Origin of the sequence: Clostridium sp. 'deep sea' (genome assembly GCF_014931565.1) — a bacterium.
Classification (GTDB): domain Bacteria; phylum Bacillota; class UBA994; order PWPR01; family PWPR01.
Map to the genome: position 1 here is coordinate 2,608,516 of NZ_CP063353.1, position 16,758 is coordinate 2,625,273.

Annotated in this window: 7 protein-coding genes; all 7 read left to right on the forward strand. The window is 32.4% G+C overall.

Annotated features, from left to right (window positions below):
* Nucleotides 1–133 precede the first annotated feature (133 nt).
* Nucleotides 134–1,519 (forward strand): MATE family efflux transporter, encoded by a 1,386-nt coding sequence (locus tag IMX26_RS12155; protein ID WP_195158656.1) that lies wholly within the window; start codon nucleotides 134–136, stop codon nucleotides 1,517–1,519.
* 283 nt (nucleotides 1,520–1,802) lie between these two features.
* Nucleotides 1,803–5,057 (forward strand): copper amine oxidase N-terminal domain-containing protein, encoded by a 3,255-nt coding sequence (locus IMX26_RS12160; protein ID WP_195158657.1) that lies wholly within the window; start codon nucleotides 1,803–1,805, stop codon nucleotides 5,055–5,057.
* A gap of 533 nt (nucleotides 5,058–5,590) precedes the next feature.
* On the forward strand, nucleotides 5,591–8,821 hold the full coding sequence (locus IMX26_RS12165; protein WP_195158658.1) for a copper amine oxidase N-terminal domain-containing protein: 3,231 nt from the start codon (nucleotides 5,591–5,593) through the stop codon (nucleotides 8,819–8,821).
* A gap of 108 nt (nucleotides 8,822–8,929) precedes the next feature.
* The gene (locus IMX26_RS12170) at nucleotides 8,930–9,406 is read left to right on the forward strand and encodes a transposase (RefSeq protein WP_195158659.1); all 477 of its coding nucleotides are present in this window, start codon (nucleotides 8,930–8,932) and stop codon (nucleotides 9,404–9,406) included.
* Between the two features lie 107 nt (nucleotides 9,407–9,513).
* The gene (locus IMX26_RS12175; protein WP_195158660.1) at nucleotides 9,514–9,666 is read left to right on the forward strand and encodes a helix-turn-helix domain-containing protein; all 153 of its coding nucleotides are present in this window, start codon (nucleotides 9,514–9,516) and stop codon (nucleotides 9,664–9,666) included.
* Nucleotides 9,666–10,169: a hypothetical protein gene (locus IMX26_RS12180; RefSeq protein WP_195158661.1), complete on the forward strand. Its 504-nt coding sequence runs from the start codon at nucleotides 9,666–9,668 to the stop codon at nucleotides 10,167–10,169. Before IMX26_RS12175 ends, IMX26_RS12180 begins: the two co-directional genes overlap by 1 nt.
* A 378-nt stretch (nucleotides 10,170–10,547) precedes the next feature.
* Entirely contained in the window at nucleotides 10,548–16,460 is a 5,913-nt protein-coding gene (locus IMX26_RS12185) for a copper amine oxidase N-terminal domain-containing protein (RefSeq protein ID WP_195158662.1), read from the forward strand.
* Nucleotides 16,461–16,758: the final 298 nt, after the last annotated feature.

Below are 16,758 nucleotides of genomic sequence, written 5' to 3' on the forward strand. Positions count from 1 at the left end.
CTAAAAAAAGCAACTAAACAAAATAAAACGAGTATATTTAAAGACTGTTGAAAATATTTGTGATACCAATAACATAGTTTATTATAAAAGTAAAATGGAGAGCAGAATTTTCAGCAGTACTGGGGGTATTAATATGAAACGAGACCTAACCAAAGGAAGCATATCAAAAAATTTAATGTACATGGCTATTCCAGCTATTTTGGGCTCTTTAGCCCAAACAATTTATAGCTTAGTAGATATGTTTTGGATTGGTAAAATATCTGCTACAGCAGTGGCAGCTGTAACTGTATTTTCATCAGTATTCTTTTTAGTATGGGTATTAAGTAGCATTATTGGTATTAGTTCTGTTTCATTAATATCTCAAAACTTTGGCTCTGGCAATAAAAAAAGAACAGCAAAGGTTATAGAACAAACCATAGTGTTTAAAGCCTTAATGGCTTTTGTTACTTTGGCTATTATGTACTTTGCTCTTAAGCCCCTATTATGGTTTTTATCCGATGAAGCCGAGGTAGTTCAGTACGCCTTAGATTATGGTTTAATAAGAGTAATATTTTTACCCATATCCTTTGTTTCAGCTACCTTAATAAACGCTATGCGTTGCGTTGGTGACTCCAAAAGACCAATGATAATATCAATAGTTTGTGCCTTTTTAAACGTAATATTAGACCCTATTTTTATGTTTAAAACAGTACCTTTTATTGGTATATCGGGTTTTGGAATGGGCATTAAGGGTGCGGCTGTGGCTACTGCAATTTCTAACTTAGTAATGTTTGTATATGGCTTTATAATTTTATTAGGTGGTTATAGCAATATTAAAATTAAACTAGCAGGCTTGTTTAAGCTAGATAAAGAAATAGACACCCAATTGGTTATGATAGGCCTACCTGTAGGGGTAGAAATGACCGCCCGCGAGGTTGCAGGTATAGTAATAATGAAATTCTTAGCAACCTATGGTACTCCCATAATAGCTGCCTTTGGCATTACCTTTAGATTAACCTCTTTTGCTTTTACGGTGATGATGGGTTTAAGCAATGGTGGAGGTGCCATAGTGGGTCAAAACTTGGGTGCCGAAAACATTGATAGAGCCGAAAAAACAGCCTATGTTGCAGCAAAAATAGGCTTTGTAGTTTTAGGTACTTTAACCCTTGTTTCGGTATTTTTAGCTCCCAATATTATAAGAGCTTTTATAAAAGACCCATTAGCAATTGCTTCTGGTAGAATTATTTTACCACTACTAATGGTAGGAGCTACTGGCTTTTGCATAGCCTTATGTTTGGCGTGTGTTTTTGGAGGTTCGGGTTACAATTTTCCTTTTGTGGTATCTAGCATTATAGCTCGCTGGATTATTCAAATACCTTGGCTATACTTAACTGTAAAAGTATGGCATATGCCTTATATCTGGGCTGCATTTAGCTACGTGGCAGCAGAGATAACCGAGGCCATAATATTAATTTGGTTTTTCAAAAAAGGCAAATGGAAAACCCATAGAGTTAGTGTTGTTGAGGGTGTTGTAGATTAATATGTAATGTGAAAAAAGGAGTTACCTATTTTAGGTAGCTCCTTTTCGTCATATATATACAAAATCCTACAAAAGTTTCGTAATAAAAAGACTACAAATGAAATAAGGCTTATGAATCAGTTATTTTTCCCTATTTTACAACAAAATTTATTATAAATTTCACTTATGATTATAAGTGATAATGCTAATGCAACTGGTTAAATATATAGGAGATATATTTTGCTACTAAAAAGTACATAAATAATATTTAACCATATTGCAAATAAAATAGGAGGTAGTGTAGGTGAAACGTTTAATATCTTTATTTACATTAATAATGTTAATATTTGGTTTATTTAGTAATACTGCTTTAGCTGACTCAATAGAGCCTCATCAGGTTGCAATAACATTAAATAGAACCTCAATTCCATATAGCTCTGGTACTAAAGTGGAAGAAATCTCAGGGCGAATATTTTCTGAAAGTACTAAGGCTTTATACGAGGTTAACTCATTAATTAAAATATTAAAAGATGATGGAAATGGTGTAGTTGACTCTGGAGATATACAGGTGGCTCAAGTAAGAGCTTCAAACGGAGAGTTTAGTCATAAAATATACACTGATACTGTAGAGACTGGTGTAGCACAGTATTGGGTAATAGGAGTAGATTCAGCCTGTGACACTGATTATAGTCATTCTAAGCCCTTTACTTTTTTAGGGAAAGCAACAATTTTTTACATAATGTATGAAATTGAGTTAGCTGAACCCAATAGTTTAAATTATACATACCCTGTGAGTGGTGAATTAGTTATTAGGGGTACCTTTAAAAATAATGATGCAGGGGCAACTCCAGAGATACATTTAGCATATACAGATAAGTTTAAATTTGATGATAGAGATAACACCTCTATTGCAACAGCAGACTTTAGTAGCTCAGAATCATTTGGTTTTTTATTTAATGGACAAAAATTTGTAAAAACTGGGGATATAGCAATTTATGTTAACGGAATAAAAGCTGTTAAAGGTTTAATAGAACCAGACGAGCTTATTATAACTACAACCCCTAACAAATTTAAAAAATGTATACCACAATTTTTTTTAGTAGATTTAAATATACCAGCAGCTTATTTAGATTCTGTAAATCAATCTTTGGGTGCGGATTACCAGTTGAAAGCAATAATCACTAAACCCAATGGTGATACAGATTCAACTATACTAATGGATTATAACGATACTTTTACCAATTTTGTGGGTTTACAACATGAAATTTTTATGTCTTTTCAAGAGCTGGGAACAAACAAGGTAACTTATCAGCTTTGCTTTGACCAAAAACATATTTTACCTCCAGGCAGTACTCCTCCAGTACTCAAAGACTCATTTATAGTTAAAGAAAAAACTATAGAATACCAAGTATCAAGACCCAATAGGTATAATTTAGTTTACTGGAATATAAACAAGCATAAAATTGGTGAAATAAAATTTGCCCTATCAAATTCAGCTTATCATATAGATCGTAATAACGTTTATGTAATTGAGTATCTAAATGATTCAACAATGAATCACATGGAGTATATTGAAATTATATTAAATGGCTGTGGAGTAGATACAAAGTTTAAAACCTTTGATGAAAACGGTTTAAAACCTATGAATGACGATTATGATGGTTTGTTTGCAACCAACACTAGTGAAACAGGCGAGTTAGAAATAATAATTAATGTTTATAAAGATGAGACTGCAACAAAGCCCTTATTCACAGAAAAAAAATCCATAAATATTTATGGTTGGAATGTGAAAATTGAACCCAATACCTTAACTGTAAACTCTACTGAAGATGTGGTATTTACAATTACAGATGAAAATAACCAACCTATAAATAATGCTTTAGTAATAATAGGTGATGAGAAAATTGTAGATTGTACAACATCAAACATAGAAAATGGTAGGTATATTTATTCAGGAGACTTAAAAGATATTTTTAAACTTGTTCAAACTTTACCTGTGAGTTTATATACTTTATCTGAATATGCAAAAGGTAACACTGCGGTCTATGAAGTTTTAAAAAGCAATGCTATAGATGTTATTGGTAAAGAGGTATATACCGTAAAAAGTAATAAAGTAACTTTATTAAATGGCGTAACAGAAACTATTAAAGTAAGAACAACAGCTGAAAATGGCGACACAGTATATCCAAGCTTTTACAGAATAGATATAGATGCTAAAGGTAACAAATCAACCCCTGTTAAAATACCAGCTACTTGTTTAGGAGAATTTACTGATACAGAAGATGGTCAAAAGGAAAGACCAATTAAAGTGCATACCAACGGTAGCCAAACAGCAGTTATAATTAGAGCCACTACCGATAATAAAGAGTTAATGGGTGAAGTGAAAATAGATGTACAAAAACCAAAAGTTGAGATTACAGGTTTAAACACCATAACCCAAAACTTTAATCAGCCAATAACTTTAAAGCTACTTGACCCACGAGATAATAGTATATTAGAGTATGATTATGAACTACAAAAAGTAGATTCATATTATGATATTAACAAAGATAATGAGTGGCATTATAATGATAAAAATAAAACATATACTAAAAAAGTGTTAATAACAAATGTTAATTATACTCAAGCCACTAAAGATGAAAAAGATGTAGTTCTTAATCTTGTAATGCAGGGTGATAATAGTACGGATGTTATTTTACACAGTTTTCCAATAGCAGATGCTAAAATTATAGCAAACCCTGATAAGCTGGTAATAAATATTCCAACTTATTTAACCTTAAAGTATAAAGATGCAGATAATAAACCTATTACCAAACAAGCTGTATACCTAGAAGATTTTTATGTAGGTGAAACTGATGATAAGGGTGAGGTATTATACGCTGCTTCTGCCACAAGTTCTAGGGCACTTAATTTTAGAGCTACCACTGAAATAGATAATGTTTATACACCATTAAAAATTAGAGCAACACCAGATATAAACTCACCACAAGCAACTATTGAGTTACTGAGTACAAACTCAGCTTTAATAACAATTACAGATAACGTAAGGCTCTTAATGTCTTATGTTGATGGTGAGTTAGTTAATATGCCATTTCCGAAACATATCGCTACTCACAAAGTTACAAATTTAGTTGCAGGTGAAAACAGCTTTGTTATTCAAGCTATGGACATAAACAATAATATATTAGATACTCAAATATTGATAACTGTTAACAAGCCTAAACCCCTTGTTATTAAAAAAGCTGAGCCAACTGGTTATGGCTTAATTGAATTCGTTAATGATACTACTATGGTACCTGTACGGTTAGCTGAAAAATTAGGTGCCACAGTAAACTGGAGTTCAAAAAATCATACTGTTGTATATACTTTAAATGATAAAAATATCTCTATAACTATTGGCAAAAAATATGCCTTAGTAAATGGTAAGCAAATTGAGTTACCAGAAGTAGCTTATATTAATAAACAACAGCATGTTATGGTTCCATTAAGATTAATAGCTAATGAACTAGGTTATAGTGTTGAGTGGATTTCTAATAATCAGCCTATAATAATAAAATAAAATCAAATTGCTATAATAAAAGAATAAGTTAAGATAATAAAACTCATATATATTTTGAGTTTTATTTTTTTTATATTACAATTTTTAATCATTCTCCATCAAGCTACACCTATCAACACTAAGTATTAAAATCTTTTAACTTTGGTAAATAAAGTGTAGTGAAATGTAACATTAATACTAATATTACTACATAAAGCATGTTTTTTTAAATAATTATTGTCGAAGTTGTTATAGCTTTTTATCGTGTTATTAAAACGTATTTTATATTCTATTTAGCATATAGTATATTTAAATATTCTACTTAAAAAAAGCTTAAAAACAATTCTAACTATCACTTATATTACAGTTATGTTACAAAACATTCCATTCAATGATAAATTCAAATTCTATTAATAATATAAAACAAACAATAAGTTAGATATAAATATTTAAATAAAAATGCACCATAATACGACACAGCTAAAAATCTCAGTAAAGATCAAGCAAGTTTTGTATTTAACAAAGTTGTTATAAAAAAATAGGGGGTAACATAGTTGAAACGTTTTTTAGCGGTCTTTGCAGTGTTGGCGTTAGTAGTTTCTATGTTTAATAATGTTGCTTTTGCTACAACAGCTCATCAGGTATATATTTCACTTGACAATAACAACGTTACTTATGGTGCAGGATTTACACAGGCAACTATTTCAGGCAAAATTTTTTCTAAAGACACTAAGGCTTTATATCAGGTAGATACAGAGGTAGCAATTTTTAAAGACATAAACAAAAATGGTGTGGCTGATGATGGGCCTACTTCCTTAATTGATACTTGTAGTGCTGTAAATGGAGAGTTTTCAGTTACAATCATTACTGGTACAGAAGATACTGGCTTAGGAGAGTATTTGGTAATTGGAACTAATGGCACAGGCTTTGAGTTTGCTAGCGATGCTTACGATAAATTCACCATTATGTACCAAATAGAGTTAGCAACCCCAGAAAAACTAGAGTGGACTTTTCCTGTAGATGGTCAAGTAGAGGTTTCTGGTTCATTTGTTAATGAAGATGCAAGTTCATCAGATATATTAACAATTGAATATTTAGAAGATAATGGTGTTCCTACTGTGGCTACAGCATCATTTACTAGTCACCAACAGTTTGGCTTTTTATTTAATGGTGAAAACTTTAAAGAGTCTGGCAAAATTGGGTTATTTGTAAATGGAATTTTAGCTAAAACAGGTATAATTTCTGCAAATACTATGGATGTAAACCTTGTTCCAGAAAAAGCAGTAAGAATTTTAGGTGAAACTCAGTTTACAGCTGATTTTAATTTTGCGAAAAGCTACTTAAATACAGACGAATCATGTATGGCTGAAAAACACAGAGTACAATACACTATCTATAAACCAGATGAAACAATTCTTACAGGTTATGATACTAAAGTATTATTAAACCCAAGTGGTAAAAAGTTTACAAAAATGTCTACCCAGCAAAAAGATTTTGCTATTACCTTTAGCGAAAATGACCCATTAGGTGAATATACAATTGTCTTTGAACTAAGAAAAAATGATGTAGATAACATTATTCAAAAAAAATCACTAACATTTGAGGTCATTAATCCTAAAAAATATAACTTAGTAGAATGGGGTTTAACAAAACACAATGTTGGTGACATTAGTTTTGCTTTACCAAAGCTAGTTGGTGACGAAATAAAATATGGTAATGCTACTCAAAAGGTTAAAGTTAAAAAATACACCCATATTGGTGAAGATCACAGTATAGCTAAATGCGGCTTAGTTGAAATAATAATTAAAGGCTGTGGAATAGATAAAAAGTTTAAGTCTTTTGATGAAAATGGCATAAAAACAACAGATTACGATGGAGTTTACACAATTTCACCAACTCAAACAGGAGATATGACTGTAAAAATTAACGTTTACAAAACAGCTACAGATACTTCTCCAATATATACAGTAACACAAAATCTCCAAATAGTTGGTTGGAATGTAACCATTGAACCAACAACTATTGTTGTGGGCTCTACAGAAGATATTGTATTTACTATTACCAATGAAAATGGTGATACAATTAACAACGCAATTATTATGATTGGTGACAAAGTTGTTGCAAATGGTACAACAACAAATATCTCTGCTGGTACCTATATTTATGTTGAAGACGCAGAAGATAAATTTAAAGCAGTGCAAACTTTGCCTGTAACATTTTGGACTAAAACAGAGCATGATAAAGGTAGTAGTGGTGAGTATATGGTAAGCAAAGCTAGTGGAATTAATGTAATTGGTGATGAGGTTTACACAGTTACTTCTAAAACAGCTACCTTATTAAATGGCGTTAAAGAAACAATTTTAGTAACCTCAGTTGATGAAAATGGCGATATTATTTACCCAACCTATTACCGAATTAATGTAGATGCCGATGGAGTAGAATCTGATCCTATAGAAATCTCAAGTTCTGACCTAGGCGCCTATGTTGATGATGATGGTGTAGATGGTAAAGAGGCTCGTAGAATTACTATACTACCTAGCGCTGATCAATCTGCTGTAATTATAAGAGCAACAACAGATAGCAGAAAGAAAATGGGCGAGGTAAGAATAGATATTGAAAAACCTAAGGTAGTTTTAACAGGTGTAAAAACCCTAACTGAATACTTTACAGGTAAAATTAAGGCAACCTTAATTGATCCACGTACAGATGCTTTATTAGATAAAGAATTTAACTTAGTAGATAATAGTGATTACTTTATTTGGTCTTCAGCAGAAAACTTCCAATACGATTACGATAATGAAGTTTATGCAATTGACGTTCGTGTTGAAGATGTTTTATGGAATAAAGCAGCAGAAGACGAAAAAGACGTTATTATGCACGTTGTTATGAACGGCGATAGTAGCACAAATGTAATTGTAGAAACAATTCCTGTAGCTACAGCAAAATTAACAGCAGATCCTAATATCTTAATTATAAATACTCCTGCTTACATTACCCTAACCTATGTTGATGCTGAGGCTATTCCAATTAAAGAAAAAGCAGTATATTTAGTAGATGAGGGCATCGGTGAAACAGATGAAGAAGGCAAAGTAGTATACGCTGCATCATCATCAACATCAATAACTCAAAAGTTTAAGGCTGCAACCCAAGTTAGTGATAAATTTGTTGAAACAAAGGTTAAGTCTATGCCAGATATAGAGCCTCCTAAAGCTACAATTGAATTAAGTCAATCTGGTACTTCTGCTATTATTACCATTGAGGATAATGTAAGACTAAACATATCTTATGTAGATGGTGAAGAAGTAGATATGAGGTTCCCTAAAGCTATAGCAACTCATATAGTTCATAACTTAATGCCAGGTAAAAATACCTTTGTAGTTCAATCTATGGATATTAACAATAATATTTTAGATACAACAGTTACTGTAAATGTAGAATTTACTCCAGAGCCTTTAATAATTAAGGTTGGTGAAACTACTGAGTATGGCGTTGTAGAGATGGTATCTGATGTAACGATGGTGCCTGTACGTTTAGTAGAAAAACTAGGCACAACTGTAGAATGGATTCCAAATACCCTAACAGCAACATATAAATTAAATGATGTTATTATCTCTATTACTATTGGTGAAGAGTATGCTTTAGTAAATGGCGTACAGGTAAAATTGCCTATACCTGCTTATATAAATGAACAGGAAAGAGCCATGGTTCCGTTACGCATGATTGCCCAAGAACTTGGCTTTGAGGTAAAATGGAGCTCGAATACTGAACCAATAACAATAAAATAATCTTAAAAAAGGGCTGTAAGCCCTTTTTTGCTTTAAATGACTATTACAATATAGTAACATAATTGCTTATACTTATTTAACACCTTATAATTATAGTGGTGAGTAAAAATGACTATAACAACAAAAAAACAAAGCCATGCAAATATTTATCATATATTAACAAAGGGCAATAATAAAACTAACTTATTTAACAATGAGCAAGACTATAATAAATACCTGCAAATACTGCATAACCAAAAACAAACAAAAGCCTTTGAGCTATACGGATATAGCCTTAATGGTAATCACGTACATCTTATAATAAAACAGCAGCAAGAGCCAATCTCAAACATTATTAAGGCAATCAATATTAGTTATGCCCGTTATTTTAATCATAAATATAACAGAGAAGGACACCTATTTCAGGGTAGGTATCAGAGTGAAATAATTAATAGCCCTAACCATTTACTCGAATGTGTAAAATACCTGCATTATGAAAATGGCTTTAATAACTATACCAGTTTTAATTCATATCAAAGCAATAACACTCAATTAGTAGACACTAACTTTTTAGCTTTTATCATAAATAACCTAAAAAAAAGCTAAATGAACCCCTAAATACTAACTACCTATTCCTAGATATAAATTTAAATACTATAATAGAAAGCAAAGCACAACAATATATAGCCAAAGTTCTTAAAGAAAAACAGCTAATGTTATATGAACTTAACATAAAAGAGTACAAGCCTCTAAGAGCCCAAATTATTAGTAAGCTTAAAGCAGATGGCTTATCTATTAGAACAATTGCTAAATTGCTTAATATAAATCGCAATATTGTGCAGAGAGTAAAAATGGAGGATAACTAATGAAATATACCTTTAAAATTCCCAATAAAAACAAGTCGACTGTAGAGGTTAATATTGCCTATTTTACAGGTCAACATAAAGTTTTTGTTGATGGAAAACAAATACAAGCAATAGATAAATACAAAAAGCTCTACGAAATACCCCATAGTAAAACAACAACTAAAAAAATGAGATTAGCACCTAAAGCCATAGACTTTGGATTAACTGTTTTTTATGGTGATAAAGAAATTCCTGTTGCCCCCAAACTACCAATACTCGATTATGTATTTGGCTATTTACCTTTTGGTATAGGTGTATACGCCTCTGCTCTTTACGACCCCAGTATATTAGGTAGCTTTATAATAGGTTTAGTTAGTCTTTTATTATCCTTTGAAAACATTAAGCTATTTCGTAACAAAAGGCTTGGTCACTTTACCAAAAATGGTTTAAACATACTAATTTGCATTGCTTCTTATGGCATATTTTACTTAATTCAATATGCCGACAAGCTAATATTTAAATAAACTATAAAGGGTAGTTGATAAATGATATTTTATCAACTACCCTTTTGTTATTGTAAGGTGTATTTTATGTAACTCCCATTGTAGTGAACGGCCTCCGTGCCGTTCAAATGCCTATCATTAATCCAAACCAAAAAAAACACCTCTAAAAGCAAAAAATAAACCAACCTCCCCTACATTTAAAAATCTTAATTATCCAAAAAACAACATAAAAATAAAGTATAAGTATATACATAAAGCAAGTACAAAAAAGTACATGTTTTCACTCTAAAGAATAATGGTAAAATAAGTGGTTTACATGAAACATTTACCTATTTTAAGCGTCTAACAATCGTAAGTATATAGATAAAGCTTATTTAAAGACCAAGGTGAAAAAATATTATGCGTTATGAGGAGGTCATGATCATAAAAAGATTATTATCAATATTTAGTATAGTAGCACTAATTGTAAGCATGTTTAGTGGTGTAACATACGCCGAAAAAGAACAAAACGATGTGTATAAAATAGTGGCAGAAAAAACTACTATTAATGAAGGCTCACTAGAAACCCTAAAGATAGATATAAAGGTTAGTAAGTCTGGGGCAACGCCTATTGCAACAACACAAGAATTAGATGGCTTAAGTTTAGCCTTTTTTGCTAAAGATAGTGATGTGTTAGTAAAAAATGATGGAGTAGACATTACCCAGGAAATAGTGGGTGGTGCATGTCAATTTTTAGCAACTGACATAGAGACCTTGCCAAGGGGTACTTACTATATAAAAATTGTATCAGAGCCAGGTTCAGTTAATGGAACCATAACGGGTAGCCAAAACCAGTATTTTAACCTGATTGGCTCAGCTGACTATGATGAGGGCGACCCAATAGTAGAGGTAGCAACAATCAATATAACCTATGGGGCAGACCAAGCTAAAACAGCTCTAGCAGATGCTTCCGGAAATCAAACTGAGGTAGACAATAATATACAGGAATCCGATTTTATATCAGCAAATTTTTTAAGATATCAAAGTAATTTGCTAGAACAGTATAAAGCAGAGTTAGCTTCACAGGTTTTAACAGTTGACCAGTTACAAAATGACCTTATTGACAAGGTCAATGCTGAACAGGAGCTACTAAAGTTACCTAATACTCATACAACAGACCTAAATACAGGCGAGAATATTAAAGATTGGGTTAAAACATTAATTAATAATAATCCTTTAATAACTGTAAATATTGAGCCTCCATCATTAAATGCTGCTATAGAAGATGATGGAACAGTAAGAAGACAAAGCAGTGAATCAATAGGTGATGTAGTTTTTAAATTAAGCTGTGAAAACTATAGCAATACTAAGACAATTAAAATAACTGTTCCTGTAAAAAGTGATGATGAAAAACTAAGCGATGCTGAAAATGATTTAGGATCAGCTTTTACTGAAACAGTAGCAAAAGAGTTTGGAGATAACATATTAACTTGGGCTACAAATCAGATTACAGGTGTAACTGTTGCTATTAAAGCTGATGGTCATAACCATTCAGCAATTGAAACTAATGGTGTTATAAATCGTCAAGGAATACTTGCTAAAGAAAACCTAGTATTTATTCTAACTGCATCACCTGGCAATACCAGAGAGCTTGTATTTGAAGCAGGAGTTCAACCAGATGGTGATTTAGCTAAAATAGAAATAGCAAAAACAGCTTTAGGCAATAGCCTTACTGAAACAGTTGCAAAAGAATTTGGCACTAACATATTAACTTGGGCCAATAATCAAACTACTGATGTATCAATTACTATTAAATCTGCTGGACATAGCCACTCAGCAATTGCGACTAATGGTGTTATAACTCGTACAGGTGTAATAGAGACAGATGTATTAACCTTTGTTATAGAAGCAGGCACAGAGTCGCAAGAGCATGAGTTTACAGCTGGTGTTCAACCTGATGATGATTTAGGGAAAATAGAAAAAGCAAAAACAGCCTTGGGTGATACATTTGCAGAGTCAAACTATGAATTTGGTGATAACATTTTAGAATGGGCTCAAAATAGGGTTAGTGATGTCACAATAACAATTTTGAGCGTAAGTCATGTTGCAATAGGAGCTAACGGAGATATTAGCAGGAAAAGCATTGCAACAGACGGAGAAGTGGTATTTACAATAACAGCTTCTGAAGAAGATAAAAAGAACATTACATTTAATGCAGCAGTTCAAGCAAGTGCCGAACAAACGGAGTTAGATAACGCTGAAATAGCTTTAGAAGACCAAAATAATACTATTGAAACCAGCTCAAAGGAGTTTGGCGACAATATAATAAGTTGGGCAAATAATATAATAAGTAACTCCAGTATTACTGTAGAAATTGAAAACGAAAATCATTCAGTAATAAATAGTGATGGAAGTATAAATAGGTATGCTACAAATAACAACGAAACAGTAACATTTAAACTTACATCAGGTTTATTATCAGCTACGGTTGATCTATCACTTGAAGTTTTACTAAAAACAAGTGCTGAAAGAGTAAACGATGCTGTAACTGCTATAACTAACGGCAATGCAAATGCTTTAGTAACTAATGAAAATATACTAATTTGGGCACAAAACTTAGTTGATCATATGCAGGTTACAGTGGCTTTAAACAGTGTAACTCATAATGCTATTAGTAGTATTACAGGTGTGGTAACACAGCAAGTAACTAATGAGAGTGGTTCTGTTAATTTTCAAGTAACCTCTAATGCCTTAGGTGTTAATGAATCACAGGCGCTTAGTAAAAACGTTACTATTACAGCCCGAAATTTAACAGATGATGAAAAGCTACAGACTGTTAAAAATCAAATGCCAACAAGCTACACTGTTACTTCAAGTGGTGAAAACCTTGTTGCTTGGCTAACAAACAAGGTAACTGCTACTGGTATAACTGGTGTAAATGTAAATAATACTGTTTCAAGCTATAACAGCTCTGTTAATAATACGGGTATAGCTACCTTTGGCACTTACCAAAACACAGGCAATGTAGTGTTTACCTTAAAATGTGGTAGTAATAGCAAAACCCTAACTGTGTTTATAACAGTACCTAAAAACATACCAGTATGTAAAATAAAACTAGATACCAGTGATATAATTGAGCACTGCAGTACATTTGGTTATGCTACTATTTCAGGTAAAATACTAGACTACAATAATAATTATATGGTATCAAGTGCTGATTGCACTATTAAGCTATATATAGATGAAAATAAAGATGGCATACTAGACTCAGGAGATACCCAATTAGAGACTCAATATGCTAGCAATGGTTCTTTTTCATTTAAAACAGTTACTACTCGAATAGCACAAATAATAGTAGTTGGTGATTCTGGACCAGATGCAAAGTTTAATAATAGCTTAACCGATAGTTATGATATATTTAGAATCGTACCAAGGGTAGAGCTAATAGATAAAGATAGACTAGAGTGGACTTACCCACAGTCTGGTCAGGCTACCTTACAGGGTAGATTCCCTAACGAAGATAGCCAAATAAGAACACCACCAAATGAAACTGCTCAAAAGTTAACACTTAACTTTATTAATAGTAACGATAAAATGGGTGCCTTAATTCAAAGTGCTGTTTTTGCTAATAGCTCATCATTTGGCTTTTTATTCGATGGAGCACAGCTAAATAACACTCAGGCCATCGGTCTATACTACGATGGCATATTACTAATAAGAGGTAGCATAACTCATGGAGAGTTAAGCTTTAATGTTACTAATAAAATAGTTAATAAATTAGGAGAGCAAGAGCTAGTATTTAACTTTAACCTTAATGATGATTATATAAATAAAACTGGATCAACATTATATTTAGCCTCAGGCTACCGTATTTCATATGAAATAACCGATGATGACGACAGCAAAACTATACAAAGTATTCAGTCACCATCACAAACAATTACCTTACCATCTGGTACTGTAATTAATGCTAATGAGGCATTCGATAAAACTAATGCTCAAATAAAAGCAGTTAGTGGTATAAACTTTACTCATTACCCAACAGGTAATTATAAAGTTAAAGTAAGGGTATATCATGGTTCAGTAATACTACAGGAGTCTACAAGAGAGTTTAGAGTAGTAAAGCCAGCTAAATATAACCTAATGAACTGGAATCTTAACGAAACCAGTAAGGTAGGAGAGCTACAGTTTGAGTTTAATAAGGAGAGTAGCTTACATCCAGATACCAATCAAGCCATAGTTGTACGTACCGATATGACTAGCAGTGGTCTGCAAGAACATTTAGAAGTTACCATAAAGGGTTGTGGTGTAAATGAAAGATTTAAAACCAAAGACTATGATCCTAACTATGGAGTAGATAAATTTAAAGTACAAACAACTGAAACAGGTACCTTAAAAGTAACAGTATATGTATACAGTAGTCCAACAGATACCATAGCAAATAAAACATTTGAAAAAACAATCAAAGTAAATGGCTGGAACATAACTGTGTACCCTAAACAGGTTCAAGTAGATACACTTACAGATTACAGAGTAACAGTAACAGATCAAAATGGTAACCCAGTTAATAATGCCAGAATTTCTTTAAACGGAGAAAAATCACCCTATATTGTAGATGGCACAAGCCATAATATAATTGGTGGTGTATATAAATTCTCTAAAAAATTCACCTCAGTTGAAGAAATTAAAGTTGAGGCAATTAAGGGCAACGATACTCAGGTTTCATTAGTTAATGGCATTAGTATAATAGGTAAAAATGTGTACTATGTAGAGCCATATACCAAAACACTCTTAAATGGCTTTGAGGAATACATTTATGTCTCTATTTTAGATAATAAAGGTGACATAGTATATCCTAACTTTGAGCGTATTGATGTAACAAGAGTAGATGGTAAAGAGGTTTACACCGTAAATGGAGCTATTTCTCAAGTAGGTCAACGTAAAGATATGGATAATAACGGTGAAAACGAGTCTGTGAGACTTAAAATAAAGCCAAATGCCGATCAACATGCCTTAATAATTAGGGCAACAACCGATAACGGTAAAAACATGGGTGAGTTTAAAATTAATGTTCAACCACCTCAAGTAGTGTTAGGATCAGTTAAAAAACTAACCGAAAACTTTGAGCGTGAGTTAGAGTTTTATATAGTAGACCCTAGAGATAACTCTGTAATTGATGAAGACGTGTATTTTGTGGCAAGTGATGAACATGTAGCTTACGAGGTTAAAGACGACAATGGCAGTGATATTGGTGTTAACTCTGATGGAGAATCGGGTTATATATCTTCTTATGATGGAACCTATAAATGTAAAGTCTATATAGATGATGTGAACTTTAAAAAGCTCCAAAAGGACGAACAATTACCCGTAGTATCACTTATGATTAATGTAGGAAATACTGATATTAAAATGCTCAATATACCTATAGGAGAGGCAAGCTTAACTACAGACCCAGAGCATGTAATAATGAACCAACCCACAAATATAACCCTAACTTATCTTGATGCTGAGGGTAAACCACTAAAGGATTACAAAATTACTTTAGCGGGTGAGGAGATTGGTGAAACCGATAGTAGTGGTAAAGCATTTTATTCAGCATCAGCTTATAGCTCAACATCTTTAGCGTTTACGGCCTTTACCGACGATACTAAAGTAACTAACTCAACTTTAGTAAACGGTAATAGCTCTAGTGATACCTATGAACCCGATCAAATCACAGTAAAGCGTAAGGTTAAGTCTAGCCTCGATGTAGAGCCACCTAAGGTAAGTTATGTACTAAGAGGTAATACAGCCATTATAACCATAACAGATAACGTGCGAATTTACATGGCAATGGTCAATAACGAAGAGGTTAAAATGCTAATTCCAAAGGCTACTGTTACCCATGTAGTTCCAAACCTTAAAAACGGAGTTAATGTTATACCAATATTGGCTTCTGATACTAAATATAACTATATAGAAGAGAACTTAATAATAAATGTAGAGTCAGTTGCTGAACCCGTACAGTTCACCTTAAATAAATCAACAAAATATGGTACCCCCAAGCTAGTAAACAACGTAACAATGGTACCAGTCCGTTTTGTAGAACAACTAGGTGCTAAAGTATACTGGAACAACGATAGCCGTACAGTAACCTATATATTAGATGAAAAAGTAATATCTATGACTGTAGGCAGCAATATTGCCAACGTAAACGGTAATACCGTAAAACTTAAAGCAATACCATATCTAAACGAACTAGGTCGTGCAATGGTTCCTATCCGCACAATAGCCACCGATTTAGGATTCGAAGTAATCTGGGAAGGTAACGATAAACCAATAACAATTAAATAAATAGAGAATAAACAAAACAGGGCGCAAGCCCTGTTTTGCCTTTGAATTACAGCTTAATAAACGATACTTGCAGTTATGCTTGATTAAAAATAAAAATAACCCCAAAGTTCTTTCTTTGTGTTCTTAGTGTCCTTGGTGGTCAATCAAAAAAGTTATATTTAATCTGGTTGCTTGATTTTTAAACCTAAAAGTTCAGAATTACAGCTTTAAAAATGTTACTTACATAATATAAGTTACTTCTTTAGTAAAACCACAAAGACTAACTATGTTAAGTCAAGTGTTAAATTAAAATAATTTT

Coding starts and splice junctions, on each gene's coding strand:
- IMX26_RS12155 (WP_195158656.1), top strand. CDS start 134: ATGAAACGAGACCTAACCAAAGGAAGCATATCAAAAAATTTAATGTAC.
- IMX26_RS12170 (WP_195158659.1), top strand. CDS start 8,930: ATGACTATAACAACAAAAAAACAAAGCCATGCAAATATTTATCATATA.
- IMX26_RS12175 (WP_195158660.1), top strand. CDS start 9,514: ATGTTATATGAACTTAACATAAAAGAGTACAAGCCTCTAAGAGCCCAA.
- IMX26_RS12180 (WP_195158661.1), top strand. CDS start 9,666: ATGAAATATACCTTTAAAATTCCCAATAAAAACAAGTCGACTGTAGAG.
- IMX26_RS12185 (WP_195158662.1), top strand. CDS start 10,548: ATGCGTTATGAGGAGGTCATGATCATAAAAAGATTATTATCAATATTT.